Source organism: Solitalea canadensis DSM 3403, assembly GCF_000242635.2.
GTDB classification, from domain to species: domain Bacteria; phylum Bacteroidota; class Bacteroidia; order Sphingobacteriales; family Sphingobacteriaceae; genus Solitalea; species Solitalea canadensis.
Genome location: NC_017770.1, coordinates 2,905,010 through 2,922,989, shown reverse-complemented (window position 1 = coordinate 2,922,989; position 17,980 = coordinate 2,905,010). Strand labels below are relative to the sequence as shown.

Annotated in this window: 17 protein-coding genes; 9 read left to right on the top strand and 8 right to left on the bottom strand. The window is 37.1% G+C overall.

The genetic code is table 11. From position 1 onward, the window contains the following. Positions 1 to 8: 8 nt before the first annotated feature. Positions 9 to 806, top strand: coding sequence for a M48 family metallopeptidase (locus tag SOLCA_RS11990; protein WP_014680720.1), 798 nt, complete (start codon positions 9 to 11; stop codon positions 804 to 806). A gap of 70 nt (positions 807 to 876) precedes the next feature. Here the strand turns inward: SOLCA_RS11990 and SOLCA_RS22395 are convergent, their stop codons facing one another. The 6 genes from SOLCA_RS22395 to SOLCA_RS11965 form a co-directional block, all read right to left on the bottom strand. After that, entirely contained in the window at positions 877 to 1,764 is an 888-nt protein-coding gene (locus SOLCA_RS22395) for a thioredoxin family protein (protein ID WP_014680719.1), read from the bottom strand. Between the two features lie 107 nt (positions 1,765 to 1,871). Beyond that, positions 1,872 to 2,222: a hypothetical protein gene (locus tag SOLCA_RS23180; RefSeq protein ID WP_157604562.1), complete on the bottom strand. Its 351-nt coding sequence runs from the start codon at positions 2,220 to 2,222 to the stop codon at positions 1,872 to 1,874. 43 nt (positions 2,223 to 2,265) lie between these two features. Further along, complete coding sequence (locus SOLCA_RS11980) at positions 2,266 to 3,555, bottom strand: anthranilate synthase component I family protein (protein WP_042479732.1); 1,290 nt, start codon at positions 3,553 to 3,555, stop codon at positions 2,266 to 2,268. Between the two features lie 47 nt (positions 3,556 to 3,602). After that, positions 3,603 to 4,880, bottom strand: coding sequence for an adenylosuccinate synthase (locus SOLCA_RS11975; RefSeq protein ID WP_014680717.1), 1,278 nt, complete (start codon positions 4,878 to 4,880; stop codon positions 3,603 to 3,605). A gap of 127 nt (positions 4,881 to 5,007) precedes the next feature. Beyond that, entirely contained in the window at positions 5,008 to 5,493 is a 486-nt protein-coding gene (locus tag SOLCA_RS11970; RefSeq protein ID WP_014680716.1) for a Fur family transcriptional regulator, read from the bottom strand. A 174-nt stretch (positions 5,494 to 5,667) separates the two neighbouring features. Further along, complete coding sequence (locus SOLCA_RS11965) at positions 5,668 to 7,881, bottom strand: RelA/SpoT family protein (RefSeq protein WP_014680715.1); 2,214 nt, start codon at positions 7,879 to 7,881, stop codon at positions 5,668 to 5,670. A 400-nt stretch (positions 7,882 to 8,281) separates the two neighbouring features. Between SOLCA_RS11965 and SOLCA_RS11960 the strand changes: the two genes are divergently transcribed. The 6 genes from SOLCA_RS11960 (at position 8,282) to SOLCA_RS11940 (ending at position 12,176) form a co-directional block, all read left to right on the top strand. Then, complete coding sequence (locus SOLCA_RS11960; protein WP_042479729.1) at positions 8,282 to 8,938, top strand: DUF4294 domain-containing protein; 657 nt, start codon at positions 8,282 to 8,284, stop codon at positions 8,936 to 8,938. Further along, the gene (locus tag SOLCA_RS11955; protein ID WP_014680713.1) at positions 8,895 to 9,392 is read left to right on the top strand and encodes a glutathione peroxidase; all 498 of its coding nucleotides are present in this window, start codon (positions 8,895 to 8,897) and stop codon (positions 9,390 to 9,392) included. Before SOLCA_RS11960 ends, SOLCA_RS11955 begins: the two co-directional genes overlap by 44 nt. A gap of 254 nt (positions 9,393 to 9,646) precedes the next feature. Next, positions 9,647 to 9,904, top strand: a complete 258-nt coding sequence (locus SOLCA_RS23770) for an endonuclease domain-containing protein (protein WP_217166126.1) — start codon at positions 9,647 to 9,649, stop codon at positions 9,902 to 9,904. Further along, on the top strand, positions 9,841 to 10,035 hold the full coding sequence (locus SOLCA_RS23980) for an endonuclease domain-containing protein (protein WP_217166123.1): 195 nt from the start codon (positions 9,841 to 9,843) through the stop codon (positions 10,033 to 10,035). Before SOLCA_RS23770 ends, SOLCA_RS23980 begins: the two co-directional genes overlap by 64 nt. Positions 10,036 to 10,252: 217 nt before the next feature. Then, positions 10,253 to 10,978, top strand: coding sequence for a bacillithiol biosynthesis deacetylase BshB1 (gene bshB1, locus SOLCA_RS11945; RefSeq protein WP_014680712.1), 726 nt, complete (start codon positions 10,253 to 10,255; stop codon positions 10,976 to 10,978). A gap of 64 nt (positions 10,979 to 11,042) precedes the next feature. After that, positions 11,043 to 12,176, top strand: coding sequence for a TlpA disulfide reductase family protein (locus SOLCA_RS11940; RefSeq protein WP_014680711.1), 1,134 nt, complete (start codon positions 11,043 to 11,045; stop codon positions 12,174 to 12,176). Between the two features lie 6 nt (positions 12,177 to 12,182). Here SOLCA_RS11940 and SOLCA_RS23350 read toward each other — a convergent pair whose 3' ends face one another. Continuing rightward, positions 12,183 to 12,518, bottom strand: coding sequence for a DUF6686 family protein (locus SOLCA_RS23350; protein WP_014680710.1), 336 nt, complete (start codon positions 12,516 to 12,518; stop codon positions 12,183 to 12,185). Positions 12,519 to 12,798: 280 nt separating this feature from the next. On the opposite strand from SOLCA_RS23350, the gene SOLCA_RS11930 reads away from it, so the two are divergent. Next, positions 12,799 to 15,189, top strand: coding sequence for a TonB-dependent receptor (locus tag SOLCA_RS11930; RefSeq protein WP_014680709.1), 2,391 nt, complete (start codon positions 12,799 to 12,801; stop codon positions 15,187 to 15,189). 9 nt (positions 15,190 to 15,198) lie between these two features. Beyond that, on the top strand, positions 15,199 to 16,347 hold the full coding sequence (locus tag SOLCA_RS11925) for a PepSY-associated TM helix domain-containing protein (protein WP_014680708.1): 1,149 nt from the start codon (positions 15,199 to 15,201) through the stop codon (positions 16,345 to 16,347). A 102-nt stretch (positions 16,348 to 16,449) separates the two neighbouring features. On the opposite strand, the gene lat is transcribed toward SOLCA_RS11925, so the two are convergent. Next, positions 16,450 to 17,781, bottom strand: a complete 1,332-nt coding sequence (gene lat, locus SOLCA_RS11920; RefSeq protein ID WP_014680707.1) for an L-lysine 6-transaminase — start codon at positions 17,779 to 17,781, stop codon at positions 16,450 to 16,452. Between the last annotated feature and the right edge of the window lie 199 nt (positions 17,782 to 17,980).

Here is a 17,980-nt window from a genome sequence, read left to right as displayed (position 1 = left end):
AATTTACCATGAAGTTAAAAATCATTGCAGTGGTAGTTGCGGTTACCATATTGGAAGCTTGCTCTCAGGTACCACTTACAGGCAGATCTCAAATCAGCTTAGTAGACGAAGGACAAATGCTGTCTTTAGCACAAAGTAGCTATACGGAGTTCTTAAAAGAGAACAAGGTGGTGGCTAACACTAGTAAAGACGCAGTTTTTGTAAAGAAAGTAGGTAATAACCTAATCGAAGCCGTAAAAAAGTTCATGAATGAAAAAGGTTATGGCGATCAGATTAAGGATTATAAGTGGGAAGTAAATCTTGTTGAAAGCAAGGAATTAAATGCCTGGTGTATGCCTGGTGGTAAAATCGTTGTTTATACAGGTATTCTCCCGGTTACAAAAGATGAAACAGGATTGGCAACAGTAATGGGTCACGAAATTGCTCATGCTATTGCTCGCCACGGAGCTGAGCGTATGTCGCAGCAAATGGCTGTAGAGTATGGTGCAGCAATCGGTTCCACCGCATTATCTAAGAATACACAAAATCAACAGGTATTTAACCAGTTGTATGGCGTAGGAGCTCCTATTGTTTTATTGAAATACGGACGTAATCAAGAGTCAGAAGCCGATCGTTTAGGATTAAGCTTTATGGCTGTTGCAGGTTATGATCCACGTAAAGCTGTAGATTTCTGGCAACGTATGTCGGCTTCAAGTCAGGGTCAACAACGTCCACCTGAATGGTTAAGTACGCACCCTAGTGATGAAACTCGTATTGCAGGTATACAAAAATATTTACCTGAAGCATTGTCGTATTATAAAAAATAAAGAGTTTATCTCTTAGAAACAAAGAAGGGCATTCAATTTGGATGCCCTTCTTTGTTTAATATATCAAAATCTATTTTGTAGTTACCAGTGCATTTAGTTTATCTTTTAACCGGGTATTGTCGGGCGTAAGGTTTAATGCCTGTTGATAGACTTTGATGGCCCTATCGGTTTCCTTGTTTTTAAGGTATACATCTGCCAGGGTCTCAAATAGAGGTGAAACCTGTGGATACAGCGCTGTGTTGATCTTGAGTGTTGTTATTGACTTTGGAAAGTCGTTATTGGCAGCAAGCATTCTGCCTAATGAGTTTAATTCAGCGCCGTTTTTACACATTGGTTTGAGCTTTTCAGTAAGACTATTCAATTTATCATCAGAAAGTGATGCTGATGATTTGTTTAACGTGTTGATTAAATAAGTTCCGGCTTTGTAGTTAGGTTGATAGGTAGTATCGGTAAGAATGCTTATTAAATCATTTTCAAGCGATATGACAGGGTATTCGATAATTCGTCCCTTTTCTGTTCCGTTATCGTAAACAATAAATGTAGGAACTCTGAAAATATTCTTACCTCGTTCTTGATGTTCCGGACTTTGTTTGTATAATGAATCCGTATTGCTTACCATGATGAGCTTAATTTTGGATGGGTCGATACGGCAATAGTCTAATAGTTTGAAGATGCGCGGCACTTCCCGGCGACTGTCACCACACCAGGTTCCCATAAATATTTCCAATTTCTCTGATTTCCATTTATGGCTGATTTCATTAGCTGTGATTGTATCAACTTTATAATTGACATAAATACTGTCGAACCAGGTTTTATAAGGTTGCATTTCAAGGGCTGATCTGTGGCATTCGCCCAAAAGCATTTTTGTTGAGCTGTATTTATTTAAAGCTGGTTTATTTGAAGCACAAGAAATAAGCATAGCGGTACACGCTAAAGCAAAAGATATGTTTAGTTTCATAATGATTGTAAATTGATGTTAAGAATAGGATAGTTAATCCAATAGCAGTTCAATTATCTAAATGATAACGAACGTTGAATAATTAAAACAGAATTGAGAGGAAAGGCTTACTGTGGAGGTTGGAAAACGAAGCCGGATACGCAGTAATTGTAGAGCGTATTAAGTTCTTTAAATGCTATGCATTGAAGTGTTAACAGTGCTTGGTAGCTTTTGAATGTGAAACTTATTAGGTCTTCCGTTTTATCCTTATGGATCAATAACGCCAATGGGCTTTCCATGGTTTTGTTATCAGAATTGTCCATAAGGTACTTCGAACAATCACAATCCCTAACAGAAAAGCTATTGGTAGTATGCACATATTGAATAGCATTTATACTACAATAAATATAAGCAGCTATCCTTCCGGTAAGTTGTACGGAAAAAAGGGTAACAAGCAATATGGCAGTAAAGATTTTCAACGTTCTTTAAAGTTAAAATAAAAAACCAATAAAGAACGTTGTATTATCGTTGGTTTAATAAAACCTGTTTTATTGCCTGTGCTTTGAGTAAGCATTCTTCATATTCTTTCTCTGGATCAGAATTAGTAGTAATTGCCCCCCCAACCTGAAACGATAAGTACTGCTCAGCTGCATTGTAAACAATACTTCGGATAACTACGTTAAAATCGAAATCCTGAGTTGAAGTAATATATCCAATGCAACCGGAATAAACACCTCTCAAACTTTCTTCGTATCGTTCGATCAGTTGCATTGCTTTTATTTTAGGGGCGCCTGTCATTGAGCCCATGGGGAACGTGTCTTTGATCGCCTCTAAATAGGTAAATTTTGGATTTAAGCTAGCTGAAACAGTTGAAATAAGCTGATGTACTTGCTTAAAGCTGTAAACTCCAAATAATTCATCCACTTTTACAGTTCCCGGACTGGCACAGCGGGTAAGATCATTTCTTACCAAATCTACAATCATGACATTTTCTGACCGTTCTTTAGGATCGTTGTAAAGTTGTTCCTTTAGGTTGGCATCTTCAGTAGCATCACTGCTTCTTTTAATAGTTCCTTTGATGGGTTGAGAAATTACAACTGCCGCCTGTTTACGCAAGTAGCGCTCTGGTGAGGCACAAAGTATATATTGATCCTTGCGCTTAAAAAAAGAAGAAAATGGGGTAGGAGAAATCATATTGAGTTTCTCCCACGTTTGTACGGGATCAATACTGCAATCTTCAGCATAAAATTCCTGGCAAAGGTTTAATTCGTAAATGTCACCCCTGTGGATATGTTCTTTTACTTTTTCTACCTTGCTAAGATAGGTTTGCTTATCCATTCGTGATTCAATGTGAACCGTTTTAGGCAAAGGATTCGTAGCGGGAATAACCAGGTTTTCGATTGATTCAAAAATGAATGAAGCCTCTATTAATGAGTCATTGCAAATTATCTCAACAGTAGCATCTGTAATCAAAAGTTCTATTCTTGGGCGAAAAAAGAAAAGTAAAGGAAAATGGCAATGATCTGGATTGTTCGATTCCAACTCTTCAAGCTGGTTCTTAATATCGTAGGTGAGATAGCCAAAAATAGTGCCCTTCACCTTTTCCTGAAAAGTTCTTAACGCTTCGAAAGCATCTTCATGGGTCACCGTTAATTCATCGATTGAATCAATGGCAATAATGCAATTATAGGACGAACCATATGGATCAGCATAACCGTTTGAATCCAAATAGCAACACGTACTAAAAGAAGAAGCCCAATGAAGGGCTTTTTCTTTAAAAAGTTCTATATGTTTAGTTTTAAACAAATTCAAGTTATCGATATTAAATTTTCTCAAATCGCATATCTCAAATCTGACAACTATTTTAATATTAAAGTCTGAACACGATCAGGACCTACAGATAAGTATTTAATAGGTACTTCCAGTTCTTTTTCCAGGTATTCGATATAAGTTTTCAGCTTAGCAGGAATTTGTTCAGGTTTAGTAATTCCTGTCAGATCTTCGTGCCATCCTTCTAATTCTTTTAATACTGGTTTTGCTGCAACTGTATTAATATCATATGGCATATAGTCAATCTTTTCTCCCATGTATTCATAATGAGTACATACATAGATCTTCTCAAAACCACTTAATACATCTGCTTTAGTCATTACTAATTCAGTAGCACCGTTTAGCATGATCGCATATTTCAACGCTGGAAGATCGATCCATCCGGTACGACGTGCGCGACCGGTAGTAGCACCGAATTCATGTCCGATTTTACGCAATTCTTCACCTACTTCATTATCCAATTCTGTAGGGAAAGGACCTCCGCCAACACGGGTACAATATGCTTTGAAAATACCAATTACTTCACCAATACGGTTTGGAGCAACCCCTAAACCTGTACAAGCACCTGCGGTAATGGTATTTGAAGAAGTTACAAATGGATAAGAACCAAAGTCAACATCTAACAATGTTCCTTGTGCACCTTCTGCAAGTACTTTTTTGCCCGATTTTAAGTAGTTGTTAACTAAGTGTTCAGCATCTACCTGAGGCATATTTTTTAATAATTCAACGGCTTCAAAGAATTTAGCTTCGCGCTCAGCTAAATCCGAATAATCGTATTTATACTGGTCAAGAATTTTAATATGTTGTTCTTTAATGCGTTGATATTTTTGATCAAAGTCAGGTAAGGTTGTGTCTCCAACACGTAAACCTTTACGACCGATTTTATCAGTATAAGTTGGGCCGATACCTTTTAATGTTGAACCGATTTTCTTGTCGCCCATATTGCTTTCATAAGCAGCGTCAAGTAATTGGTGAGTAGGCAAGATCAAGTGTGCTTTTTTAGCGATCATTAATTTGCCATTTTTAATAGGATCGTAGCCATTATTTTGCAAATTTTCAATTTCGCGTTTAAAGATAACAGGGTCGATAACAACACCGTTACCAATAAGATTTAAAGTGTTTTCATTGAAAACTCCAGATGGAATGGTATTTAATACATACTTTTTACCATCAAATTCAAGTGTGTGGCCGGCATTAGGACCGCCTTGAAAACGAGCGATCAAATCATACTCAGGACTTAGTACGTCTACAATTTTACCCTTACCTTCATCGCCCCATTGTAGGCCCAATAACACATCTACGCGCATAGTTATTTGAAAATTTTAATAGTTAATTGTTCGTGGTTAATAGTTCATTTTACTTTAGCTAACAATGAATGTACTTGCTCACAGATTTTCCGTGAACAATGATGTATAGCTATGAACTAATCTAAAATTAAGCTGTTTTGTTTGTATAAGAATCACATTGTCCGCCTTCATGTAAGCGGGTACAAGCACCGTATAAATTCAATGAATGGTGTTTGATTTCAAATTTTAAAAGGTCACCCATCATAGCCTGAATTTGTTGTACGCGAGGGTCGCAAAATTCAACCACTTTTCCGCAGTCCAAACATATGATATGATCATGTTGACGGTAACCATATGACTTCTCAAACTGAGCCATGTTTTTACCAAACTGGTGTTTGGTTACTAAATCGCACGAAACCAATAATTCTAATGTATTATAAACGGTAGCGCGACTAACCCGGTATTTTTTATTTTTCATGTGGATATATAAAGACTCCACATCGAAGTGATCGTTTCGGGAATAGATCTCTTCGAGGATTGCAAAGCGTTCAGGAGTTTTACGAAGGCTGTTTTTTTCTAAATATCCTTCAAAAATTTTCCTTACGGTTTGCGTTGTTTCAGCTGTTGATGGCATAATACTCCTTAAAAGCGTCCAAAAATATCGTATTTATCTGATTAAAGTTAATTTTTTATGAATTAAATATCAGTTACTTGCTATTTGTTACTTGTAAATAACTTTTTTGTCGGCACATAATGAGCCGATCTTATACTAATTTTACTTATAAAACAGTGTATTGATTACTAAGTTTTATGACTGCATATGATCAAACCTATATACACTCAAAACACCTTTGGCTTCACTTAGTTGTTTGATAAGATTATTTAAGTGATCGGTGTCATTCACATACACCATTATCGATCCCTCAAAAACACCATCATTACTATCTACAGTAATTGAACGAATGTTTACTTTGAAATCGCTAGAAATAACCTTCGTTATGTTGTTAATTACACCTACATCATCAATTCCTCGGATCCGGATTCCGGCAAGGAATGCAATTTCCTGTTGATTAGTCCACCGTGCTTTTACAATTCTGTAACCGAATTTCGACATTAATTTTACGGCATTCGGACAATTAGTGCGGTGAATCTTAATACCATCACTAACCGTAACAAAGCCAAAAACATCATCACCCGGAATCGGATTACAGCATGGGGCTAGTTTATAATCAATTTTTGTCAAATCATCACCGATCACAAGCGTGTCATCAACCTTTTTCTTGATACTTTTTACATAATTTTCAAGAGATTGAGGTTCAATTTTTTCAACTGGCTTGTTCTCAGGAGTTCGCTCGGACTCTAAATATTCTTTTAGATTGTTTTGATCGAATTTACCAACGGCAACCTGGTAATAAAGATCCTGTATACTTTGTATGCGGTAATGGTTGGCGATTTTATGAAGCATGTCATGATTGAAAGGAATTTTTAGCGATTTCATTTTTCGCTCTAAAACCTCTTTTCCATCTTCAGCAACCTTCCTTTTTTCTTCCTTTAATTGTGATTTTATTTTTGACTTGGCTTTAGCTGTGATAACAATATTCAGCCAATCTTCTTTAGGATTTTGTTTTGCCGAAGTCAGAATTTCTACCTGATCACCGTTTTGGATCTTGTAACTCAGCGGAACCAGTTTGTGATTTACTTTGGCTCCTATACATCTGCTGCCAACGTCGGTGTGAATTTCAAAAGCAAAGTCTAATGCTGTGGCCCCGTTCGGAAGTTTTATTAACGAACCTTTAGGAGTAAAAGCAAAGACTTCATCAGAAAATAAATTCATCTTGAAATCATCGAGGAAGTCAAGCGCATTAGACTCCGTACTATTCAAGGTTTCTCTTACCTTTTGAATCCATTGATCAAGCCCGCTTTCATTGGATGATTCTTTATATTTCCAATGAGCTGCAAATCCTTTCTCTGCAATTTCGTTCATTCGTTGCGTACGGATCTGAATCTCAACCCAGCGTCCTTTTGGGCCCATAACTGTGGTATGAAGAGATTCATAACCATTACTTTTGGGACTGGAGATCCAATCTTTCAATCGATCTGGGTTAGGAAGGTACAGATCAGTAATAACTGAATAGGCTTTCCAGCAATCGGCTTTCTCTACTTCAGGAGTGCTATCAAGAATTACTCTGATGGCAAAAAGGTCATACACTTCTTCAAAAGGAACGCCTTTTGAACGCATTTTATTCCAAATGGAATGAATAGACTTAGGGCGACCCACCACATCAGCTACCAGCCCCTGTTCGGTTAATGCTGTTTTAATTGGGTCGATGAATTCTTTTATGTATTTGCTGCGTTCGGTTTTTCGTTCCGCAAGTTTTTGAGCAATAAATTTGTAGGTAGCCGTTTCGGTATATTTCATTGCCAGATCTTCCAGCTCAGATTTAATAGCATATAAACCTAAACGGTGGGCAAGAGGAGCGTACAAATAAATTGTTTCCGAAGAAATTTTTAATTGCTTGTCGCGCGGCATATGCTCCATCGTACGCATATTATGCAAACGATCGGCAAGTTTTATTAAGATCACCCTCACATCATCAGCAAGGGTAAGCAGCATTTTTCTGAAATTTTCTGCTTGTATAGAACTGGTGTGATCAAAAACGCCGGCAATTTTTGTAAGTCCATCAATAATGGAAGCTACTTTTTTGCCAAATTCACGCTCAATATCTTCGAGCGTCATGTGTGTATCTTCTACCGTGTCGTGCAATAAAGCACAAACAATAGAAGTAGTACCTAAACCTATTTCTTCAGCGCAAATCTGGGCAACGGCAATGGGATGATAAATATAAGGCTCTCCGGATTTTCGTCGCATATCTTTATGGCTTTCCAATGCCATATCAAATGCTTTACGAATTTCCCTTTTATCACCTTTTTGCATAGTGGGCTTGCAGGCGCGTAAAAGAGCTCTGTATCGTTTAATAATCTCGGTTTTCTCTGCTTCAAGGTCTATTACCAATTCCTTCATAAATGAATTAACCTGTCAATGGTTATCGAATAAAAAAATTAAACAGTGTGTGGTAAACACAGGCTAAGTAAGTTATTAGTAATTAGTTATATAAGTTATACGTTTTTAAACGGATTTTTGTTTTAAATTGATCCGAGGTTAGTTGATAAACTTATCCTAAAAAAGTTACTAAACTCATGGGTTGTTGGATGGGTAAAGTTATTCATTTTTTACGGAATTTAACTTGTTTTTAACCTTAATGTGAATCACAATCATTAACCTAACATACTTTAGTTAATGGGCGATGCGTTGTAATGTTTTTTGGCTGAATAATTGAACTTGTTGAATTAAACATCGTATAAGTAATCTATGATTGAAGTTAGAGGGCAATCCTCTTATCTTTGCTGATATTCTAAATCGAATGAAATTGTTAAAACCACTGGTATTGATCTTGTTATTCTTCGCTGTGAAAACAGCGAATGCGCAACAGCAGTGGGTAAAAAGTAAGAATGATACCATTGTAATGCAGGCCTATATCATGAATGGTGATACTATTCCGCATATGTGGTTGAAAGAAGTACTGGTTTCAGACTTGCGTATTTGGAAAAATGACCGTCAGCGAGAGAAATATAACAAGCTTAAACGTGACGTGCTGAAAGTGTTGCCTTATGCAAAATATGCTGGGTACCGTTATAAGCAACTTGAATTGCAGTTAAAGTCGGCAAAGAATGATGCTGAAAGAAAGGTGTTGGTGAAGCAGTGTGAAGATGAAATTAAGCGAAATTTTGAGCGTGATATTCGCAATATGACCATAAAACAAGGTGCTATTTTAATAAAATTGATTGACCGTGAAACAGGACGCACCAGTTATGTGTTATTGAAAGACTTAAAAAATGGGTTAACCGCTTTCTTCTGGCAATCGATAGCAAGCGTGTTTGGCAATAGTTTGAAAGAAAACTATGATCCGAAGGAGGATTGGGAAATAGAAAATATTATTCAATCTGTCGGTGATCCCGATTATATGCAGGCTTATAATGAGTATTACAAATATCTATCATCACAAGGTCTCAAATATTAAAGGTGAAGAGATCTCTCTGGAAAAATACAAAGGCAAGGTTTTGCTTATTGTGAATACCGCCACCGAATGTGGCTTAACCTCTCAACTCAGTGACCTGGAGCAATTGCATGAAGAATTTAAACAGGAAGATTTTGAAATTTTAGGATTTCCATCCAATGATTTCGGCGGACAAGAGCCTCGCTCTGAAGATCAGATCGAAGAGTTTTGTCAGGTGAACTATGGTGTTTCTTTTCCTTTGTTTTCAAAAATTGCTGTTAAGGGAGAAGATGCTCATCCATTATATAAATTCCTTTCCGACAAAGCTAAAAATGGGAAAGTAAGCTCTAAACCACTGTGGAACTTTCATAAATACCTTGTCAATAAAGAAGGGTTTGTAGTAGATTATTTTCTACCTGTAACAAAACCATTGAATGCTAGGGTGAAGAAGAGGATAAAGGCGTTGCTGGGAGGATAACCCCTAAATCCCCCTAAAGGGGACTTTTGAGACCATGGGAATTGAACCAAATTAGATGACATGTTTTTTGCTACATGGCCGTTCCATTGAACACAAGGGTTAAGATGGGGATTAGAGCGTTTCTGAGAGGATAACCCCTAAATCCCCTAAAGGGGACTTTGGGACCGTGGGAATTGCAAAGAAATTTGAATGAGCAGTGTCTTAATGGTCTATGCATTTGAGACATTAAGGACTGTGTGTATTGAATAAAACTTATGAAAAATGAATACTGGGGACTGGCAGATGATATGTTTTTTGGTGCAGGGCCATTAATTTTTGAAAGAGCAAAATATCTTAGGGAACATATGACTATTGCCGAGAAGATTATATGGGAGAAGATTTCAAAAAAACAATTAGGGGTAAAGTTTCGACGTCAACATCCAATTGCCAATTATATTGCTGACTTCTATTGCCATTCAGCAAAACTAGTAGTCGAAAAGACGGTGAAATACATCAGCTGCCTGAAAATGTAAAGTACGATGTTGCAAGACAAGAAGATATAGAATTTTGTAATCTTAAAGTAATTCGTTTCTCAAACAATCAGGTACTTGAAAATATTGAACTGGTTGTAAAAGAGATAAAGAAACATTTATCAGATCAATAAAAGTCCCCTTTAGGGGATTTAGGGGTTTAACCCATGAGTAAGTTCTAGAAGAAATAAAGAAAAAATAAAGAACATTTAACAGATTAGTAAAGTCCCCTTTAGGGGATTTAGGGGTTTAACCCATGAGTAAGTTCTAGAAGAAATAAAGAAAAAATAAAAAACATTTAACAGATTAGTAAAGTCCCCTTTAGGGGATTTAGGGGTCTTAATTCAACATATGAAGCTTGATATATTAGTTTTTGCTGCACATCCGGATGATGCCGAGCTTTGTTGCTCTGGTACAATTGCAAAACATGTTCGACTGGGTAAAACTGTAGGTGTGGTTGACCTTACACGAGGCGAGTTGGGAACTCGTGGAACTGCTGAAACACGTAAGGTTGAGGCAGAAGTATCATCGGAAATATTGGGTCTGTCTGCTCGTGAAAATTTGGGTTTTGCAGATGGTTTTTTTATGAATGATAAAGAACATCAGCTCGAAATAATAAAAATGGTTCGTAAATATCGTCCTGATATTGTTTTAGCTAATGCGCTTGCGGACCGTCATCCCGATCATGGACGTGGTGGACAACTGGTTCGTGATGCTATTTTTTATTCTGGTTTAAGAAAGGTAAATACATCTTTGGAAGGTGAAATTCAACATGAATGGAGACCTAAAGCCGTTTACCATTATATGCAGGATCGTTTGTTTACACCTGATTTAGTGGTTGGTTTCGGACAGGAAGAAATGGATATTAAAATAGCCTCATTAAAGGCATTTAAAACCCAGTTTTATAATCCTGAAGATCAATCAGGAGAACCTCAAACCTATATATCTACACCAGAATTTTTTGAATCAGTAATCGGAAGAGGGAGAGAGTTGGGTAAACCAATCGGAGCTGCGTACGGAGAAGGATTTGAGACAGAAAAATTCATTGGTGTCAGCAATCTTTTCGATCTGAGTTAATCGCTATTTCTTATACTAAATATAAAATTGTAAATTTCTGTAAGATAATCTCTTACAGAAATTTATGCTTTTACGTCTCTTATTTCTATTTACCACTTGTTTATTGTCCCTGTTTTCCGTTGCTCAAACGGTTGTGTACCCCTATAAAATAAAAGGCCATTTAGATGGAGTGGGAAATGGCAAAGTTTATGTTTATTTCTATGATAAAGGTCGTTCGGGCGATTTAAGGATCGATTCTACCGATACAGTTAATGGTGATTTTGTGTTTTCCAGTGTTGTTGCTGAACCTGTTATGGCCTACTTATTGGCTAAATCTGAATACTATTCTCCTGGCTCCACCAACTTTAAAAAACAACCCCGCCTTCAATTCTTTATTGAAAATGGGTACAATATTAACATCGATGGTCGATACGGCTCACTTGATAAGGCAAAAGTGAGTGGAGGGATGATCAATGCAGATTATGCCCGCTATCTTAACGCGATTCAAATTGTAAATAACCAACTTGAAGTATTGGTTGATAAAATGAAACTAGCAGATGCAAATCAAATGAAAGAATTGCAGGAAGAACAAAAGAGAATTAACAATAAACTGCTAGAACAAACCGAACGATTTATCAAGCAAAATCCGGGTGATATGTTAAGTGTATGGCTTGCCGGAAACATTTTGAAAGAAAGAATAACAGCCCAGGAAGAGTGTTATAATGTATTAATGCCAGAAATAAAACAAACATCATGGGGTAAAAAGCTGGGAACGCAGGTGAGTGCTAATAAAACGCAAAAAAATGGAGTAAAAGCCCCTGATTTTGTTCGCAAAGGAATAGATGGCAAGGATATTTATTTAAGTGGCTACCGTGGTAAATATGTCGTACTTACTTTTTGGAGCTCCTGGTGCGCTCCTTGCAGAACGGATAATTCGCAGTTAAAAGCCATGTATGATACTTATAAAGATAAAGGTGTTGAGTTTATCAGTGTGTCGTTAGATAAGGATCTTGATCAGTGGTTGCAAGCTGTCAGAGCTGATAAATTGAACTGGCCGCAAATCAATGCATTCTATAAAGATAAGGATGGCAAAATTGCTGTAAGTTATAACGTTAAAGCTTTGCCAACACAAGTTCTTATAGATCCCAATGGAATCATTGTTGATCGATTTACAGAAACTCAGAAGCTGAGGAATAAATTACTAACAGTCCTTAAGTGATAGAAATTAACATTCTATCAGCTTATAAACTTCCAGCATATAAAAAGCTTCTGCTAAGGATGAGTTCAAGGCCGATAATTCTTCACTCGTAAAAGTAAAGCTGATGTCAGGATTAGGAGAGAAGATCATTGCCCTTGTAATATTATCAGGAAATAAAACTGAATGACTTTTGAAATCAAAAGAGTTGATAACTTCTCCGAAAGCCATAAATTCCTCCTCCGTAAAAGTCAGAACCAAGTTGTTACACCACAGGTATACCGTTTTGCAATCTATACATTGATTAATCAGTATATTTTCTCTTTTAGCAAGATTTCTTGTTTCACACATTCTGTTATTGCTCATGGATAAAGTGTTTAAACTGCCGGCTATTAAAGGTTAGGCGGCAGTTAGGTTAGTTATGAAGAGGTTTTTAATGGACTACCTGAAAGCGCGCGATTTCAAACGAAACGTGTGCTTTTGGGAAATGGCACAAACTTAAGTATTTTATTTAGATTAATTCTAAACAACTCTCTTGTTTTAAGCTTGACTAAAAATTAATCACAAAACCTATTTTTATTTAGAATAATTTAAAATAATAGTATTTTTGCGATCTATTTTTAATAAATCTAAATAAACTAACGAAATGAAATATCTTATACACAAGATTTTAGCACTTAATCTTTTACTGATCTTACCGATATTAGCGCTGGCACAAGCTAACTTTGGATCAATCAAAGGACATGTAAAGACCGCTGACGGTCAGCCTGCAGATTTCGTAAGCATAGGAATTAAAGGAGCAACAAAAGGAACAAGTACCAATGAAAATGGCTGGTTTGAGCTAAAAAGAGTTCAACCGGGTACATACACCATTATAGCTTCTTATGTGGGTTTGGAAACTCAGGAGAAAGAAGTAACGATTAAAGTAGGAGAAACAGCGACATTAAACTTTACACTTAAAGAAAGCGCAAGTGCTTTACGTGAAGTAGTGGTAACTGGTAACAAAAACAAGTATAAGGTAAAAAATCCTTCGGCTTCATTACGTTTGGAAACCCCATTAGAAGAACTACCACAAAATATTCAGGTTGTAACCAATAAAGTAATTTCCGACCAGCAGATTTTCGATATGTTGGAAGGGGTTACCCGCAACGTTTCAGGTGCTTTAAAACTAGAACATTGGGATAATTATGCTCTTATTAATATGCGTGGTTCTCAGATTGCCGCTTTTCGTAATGGTATGAATGTACAAATGCCATGGGGACCGTTAACTGAGGATATGAGTATTGTAGATCGTATTGAGTTTGTTAAAGGGCCTGCAGGCTTTATGATGTCTAATGGCGAACCAAGTGGATTTTACAACGTGGTTACCAAAAAACCTACTGGAGTAAACAAAGGTGAAGCTAATATTAGTTTGGGTAGCTTTAATACTTATCGTGCAACAGTTGACTTAGATGGCAATCTTACCAAGAATGGTAAATTACAATATCGCTTAAATGTAATGGGACAGTTAAAAGAATCGCACCGTCAGTTTGATTGGAACGATCGCTACACAGTTGCCCCTGTATTAAAATATTCATTCAACGATAATACATCAATCACTGCTGAATATACCTATCAGTATTCTAAAATGGCAATGATTGGTGCTGCTTATGTATTCTCTCCGAATACCTACGGTGATTTGCCTCGTGATTTTACAACAACAGAAAAGAACTTGCCTACAACTTCTATTAATGACCACAGCAGCTTTTTAACATTTGAGCATAAATTTAGTCCGAAGTGGAAGTTTACAACGCAATTGGCCTATTTTAATTTTGGCCAGCAAGGTAGCTCTATGTGGCCTTCTAATTTAGCTGCCAATGGAGATTTAACAAGAAGTGTTGGTATTTGGGATGCTAAGGGAAATAATACGGTAGGGCAATTTTTTGTAAATGGAGATGTAAAAACGGGTTCGGTTTCTCACCGATTTTTAGGAGGTGTCGATTTAGGTCGTAAAAGTTATATGGCCGACTGGGGACAAAGTTTTGAGTTAACCAGTTCACAGATATTTAATATTTACCACCCGGTGTACGGAACTACTGCTCAATTCCCGGCTTTCGATAGATCAAAACCTTTGAAAGACCGTGCCGGTGACGATGAATTGCTACGTTATGCTGGTTTTTATGCGCAAGATGAAGTGGGCTTTTTTGATAATATTTTGCGTTTAACACTTGCCGGTAGATATACAATCGTAAAACAAGATATTACTGACTGGAGCGGACCTCATTCAACTGATGATAACAAATTTACTCCTCGTGTTGGTTTAAGTGGATCTATTGATAAAAATACTTCAGTTTATGGTTTATATGATGAAGCATTTGTTCCTCAATCAGGTACAAAAACTGATGGAGGAGCTGTAACTCCGTACACTGGTAATAATATTGAATTCGGTATTAAGAGAGACTGGTTTGGTGGCCGTTGGAATACTACTGCATCTGTATATCAGATTACGAAAAAAGGAGTTGCCCAAGCAGATCCTTCATCTGCAAATCCAAACAAGCCAACTTATTTGCAACTAGGACAAACACGTGCAAAAGGTGTTGAGCTGGATGTAAAAGGTGAAGTTGTAAAAGGTCTAAACCTCGTGTTTAACTACGCATTTACCAATAATGAGATTACGGAAGATGTTACGCCTGAATTAGTAGGTCAGCGCATCCCTGGTTACGCAAAGCATTTGACAAATACATGGTTGTCGTATCGCTTCATAAACGGTTTGTTAAAAGGTTTTGGAGCTTCAGCTGGTTACCAATGGCAAATTGACCGTTCAACCTGGACTTGGGGAGCCAACGATTTACAAGGGCTGCCTAATTACTTCCGTTTAGACGGTGGTCTGTCTTGGCAAAATACTAAGTTTAATGTTAACCTGAATGTTAATAATCTGCTAAACGCTTACCTATATTCTGGTGCCGCATACGATGTTAATTTTGACGGTAAATCTGAATATTACTGGCAAACAGAACCGGGAACTAACTTCCGTTTAAGCATTGGTTATAAATTCTAATCATCACAGATGACCTTTAAAAAACTGATCGGAAAATTTCATCTCTGGCTGGGGCTTGTATCAGGGCTACTGGTTGTATTTCTTGGGGTTACAGGCTGTATACTGGCTTTTCAGCGTGAGATTGAAGATCTTACCCAATCATATCGATTTGTTCAGGCAGAACAAAAAGCGGTGTTAACGCCTTCTGCAATTCAGAAGATTGCAGAAAAGGCGTTACCCGATAAACATCCGCATAGTGTTACGTATCAATCGGCTACAGATGCAGTGCAAGTGGCTTTTTATAATGCAGATCCGGAGTATTACTATATCGCTTATATTAATCCGTATTCAGGCGAGGTATTAAAAGTGAAGGATATGAATAGTGATTTTTTCAGAATCATTATCATGGGTCATTTTTACTTATGGTTACCTCCACCAATTGGTCAGCCAATTGTGGCTTCAGCTACATTGATCTTTTTGGTAATGATGATTTCCGGTTTAGTGCTTTGGTGGCCTAAAAATAAAGCTGCAGGAAAGCAACGTTTTTCTGTTAAATGGGATGCAAAATGGAGACGGGTTAACTACGACCTTCATAATGTGCTGGGTTTTTACATGACTTGGATTGCTATTTTTATTGCCATTACAGGTTTAGTTTGGGGTTTCCAATGGTTTGCTAAAAGTGTTTACTGGGTTTCATCAGGAGGAAAGCAACCTGTTGATTTTTACGAACCATTATCAGCAAAACAAAAGCAATCAACTCTTGATGCACCCGTAATCGATCTGATATGGCATAAAATGAATGTCGAACACAAGGATGCAAAACTTATTGAAGTTCATTTTCCTGAAAATGATTCAACAGCAATTGGCGCAACGGCTAATCCTGATCCTTCAACTTACTGGAAGGGAGATTATCGTTATTTCGATCAGTATACCTTACAAGAGGTGGAGGTAAAGCATATGTATGGTCGGTTCAAAAATGCAACCATAGCCGACAAAATACAACGGATGAACTATGATATTCATGTGGGAGCTGTTTTGGGTTTGCCCGGGAAAATTTTAGCTTTCTGTGCGTCACTTGTCGCCTCAAGTCTGCCGATAACCGGATTTATGATTTGGTGGGGTAGAAGGAAAAAATCAAAAGAAGGGTCTAAAGGGAAAACAACAACTGCAATAGCGTAATTAAGAACTTTAGAGAATGAATTATTCTCTTCTCTCTTCCTAAATAAAGCAAAGCCCCGTATCCGGTTTAATCGGAACGGGGTTACCATTTAGTAAGTATGTTTACATGTTGTTAAGGATGGTTACAACAGTTTCCATTCCCTCATCAATATGTTTTTGCTCCATCATTAATGCCGGACGGAAGCGTATAGAGCGATCGCCACAGCCTAGGAACATGGTATTGTATTCCATGCCCTGTTTAATAAATTTATCACGCATTTCTTTAGTTGGAAAATCAAACGCATTCATTAAGCCGCGTCCTCTTACGTTTGAAACAATAGCAGAATGTTCAGCAATATTGAATAGCTTTTCGTGCAGGTAATTACCTACAATTGTTGAATTGGTAAGCAAATTATCCTCCTCAATGATTTGCAGCACTTTAGTTGAACGAACCATATCGGCTAAATTACCACCCCAGGTAGAATTAATACGCGAAGGAACATTAAATACATTGGTTTCAACTTCATCAACTTTTCCTCCCGCCAAAATTCCACATACCTGCATTTTTTTACCAAAAGCTAAAATATCAGGACGAGCATTTTCACCAAAATGTTCGTGAGCCCAGAATTTACCGGTTAAACCAACACCCGTTTGCACTTCATCATATATGAGTAAAGCATCATTTTCATCACACAACTCACGTAGTTTTTCTAAGAATTCTCTTCTAAAATGATTATCGCCACCTTCCGATTGAATTGGCTCAATAATAATCGCGCAGATATCATCCGGATTATCAATAAACGCTTGTTTTATTTGATTAATGGCAAGCAATTCTCTTTCAATCACGGCTTCATGACGATCATCTGTATAAGGGAACGTAAGTTTTGGATTAACTATTCGAGGCCAGTCGAATTGTGCAAACCATTTGGTTTTATCCGGAAGTGTATTGGTTAAGCTTAATGTATATCCTGAACGTCCGTGAAACGATTGTTCAAAGTGAATTACTTTAAATCCTTTTTCAACGCGATGTCCTTTCTTAAAGTTTTTCTGCACTTTCCAATCCATTGCCGTTTTTAATGCATTTTCAACAGCTAAAGCACCTCCCGAAATGAAAAATGCATGAGGTAAATAAGATGGAATACCCACACGGCTAAACGTTTCAACAAACTCAGCGTATTGTTGGGTATAAACATCGGAGTTAGAAGGATTGGTAATGGCAGCCATTAATAAACTTTTCTTAAACTCCTCGTCGTTTACCATTTTAGGGTGATTGTAACCTAAAGGAACGGATGCAAAGCAAGTAAAGAAATCGAGAAACGTACGGTCATATTTTGAATCATAGATGTAGCAACCGTGACTTTTCTGCATGTCGAAGATCAAATCGAAGCCGTCGGCCAAAATGTGTTTTCCTAATGTTTCATGAACATCATTAGGCGTAATTTTCAAATGATACATAAGAGATTGGTTTTCTCAAATCTAAAAAACAATTCGAAAACCGCCAAATAATGTTTTATTAAAGGTTTTTGTACCGAAATAAAAATTGGTTTAAAATGTTTAAAGTTGGTTTTTGAACTACAATTAATTTTGGTATGTAGGGTTTTATTGTGGATTTCGGATTACGTGTTACGGATTCTTGAGTTTAGATTACTGGTTT